Genomic DNA, 679 nt, shown 5'->3' on the forward strand with positions numbered 1-679 from the left:
GCACCGTGAAGAAGACCCCTCTGGAATCCTTCAGCCGTCAACGCAGCGTCGGTCTGATCGCGCTGGAACTGGACGAAGGCGACGTGCTGATCAGTGCTGCCATCACCGATGGCGAGCGCGAAGTCATGCTGTTCTCCGATGGTGGCAAGGTGACACGCTTCAAGGAATCCGACGTACGTGCCATGGGCCGTACGGCTCGCGGTGTGCGCGGCATGCGTCTGCCGGAAGGGCAGAAGCTGATTTCGATGCTGATCCCTGAAGAAGGCAGCCAGATCCTCACCGCTTCGGCGCGTGGTTACGGCAAGCGCACGGCCATCAGCGAGTTCCCTGAATACAAGCGTGGCGGTCAGGGGGTTATTGCCATGGTCAGCAACGATCGTAATGGCCGTCTGGTCGGTGCGGTTCAGGTTCAGGACGGGGAAGAAATCATGCTGATTTCCGACCAGGGCACTCTGGTGCGTACTCGTGTCGACGAAGTGTCAAGCCTGGGGCGTAACACTCAGGGCGTCACCCTGATCAAGCTTGCCAGTGATGAAACGCTGGTCGGGCTGGAGCGCGTTCAGGAACCGTCGGAAGTCGAGGGTGAAGAACTCGAAGGTGAAGGCGAGGAGGGTGTCGAGCTTGAATGCGAGCAACCAGTAGACGCTGGCGCTGACGAAGAAGCACCGCAGGTGTAAGC

General features: G+C 59.9%; 1 protein-coding gene. It reads left to right on the plus strand.

From position 1 onward, the window contains the following. Positions 1-677: DNA gyrase C-terminal beta-propeller domain-containing protein (locus tag TU76_RS24065; protein ID WP_048352659.1), on the plus strand; the 677-nt coding region annotated here is incomplete at its 5' end. Positions 678-679 lie beyond the last annotated feature (2 nt).

Source organism: Pseudomonas psychrophila, assembly GCF_001043005.1.
GTDB classification, from domain to species: Bacteria; Pseudomonadota; Gammaproteobacteria; order Pseudomonadales; family Pseudomonadaceae; genus Aquipseudomonas; species Aquipseudomonas psychrophila.